The sequence below is a fragment of the Methylobacterium sp. GC_Met_3 genome (genome assembly GCF_026540775.1).
Lineage (GTDB): Bacteria > Pseudomonadota > Alphaproteobacteria > Rhizobiales > Beijerinckiaceae > Methylobacterium.
This window is the reverse complement of record NZ_JALNUL010000193.1, coordinates 1-449: the sequence shown is the minus strand read 5'-3', so window position 1 is coordinate 449 and position 449 is coordinate 1. Positions and strand designations below refer to the sequence as shown.

At 74.2% G+C, this 449-nt stretch carries 1 pseudogene; it reads left to right on the top strand.

Annotated elements, in window-relative coordinates:
- Positions 1-449: pseudogene (locus tag OXS27_RS32470) on the top strand (glycosyl transferase); the annotation flags it as partial.

The window sequence follows — 449 nt, the reverse complement described above, 5'->3', positions numbered from 1 at the left end:
TCGCCGCGCTCACCCCCCATGTCGACGCCGCCTTCTACGCCACGTGGTACGGCATCACCGCCGATCCCGTGCGCGACTACCTCGTCCACGGATGGCGCGAGGGCCGCGACCCCCGCCCGGACTTCTCCTCCGCCGATCACCTCGCCGCGCACCCCGTCCTGGCCAAAGCCGGGATCAACCCGTTCCTGCACGCCCTCGTGCGCCAAGCCGGCAGCCTCGCGGAGGCCGGCACGGCGGTTCTGCCCCCGCCCGACACCCGCCAGGCCCAGCGCCTCGCCCGGCGGCTGGTCGACGGGCCGTTCTACCTCGCCGCCAACCCCGACCTGCAGCAAGCCGGCGTCGACCCGGCCGCGCACTACATGGCCTCGGGCTGGCGCGAGGGCCGCGAGCCGGCGCCACAATTCGACACCCTGGCCTACTGCCTGACCCGCGGTATCACCTACGCCACC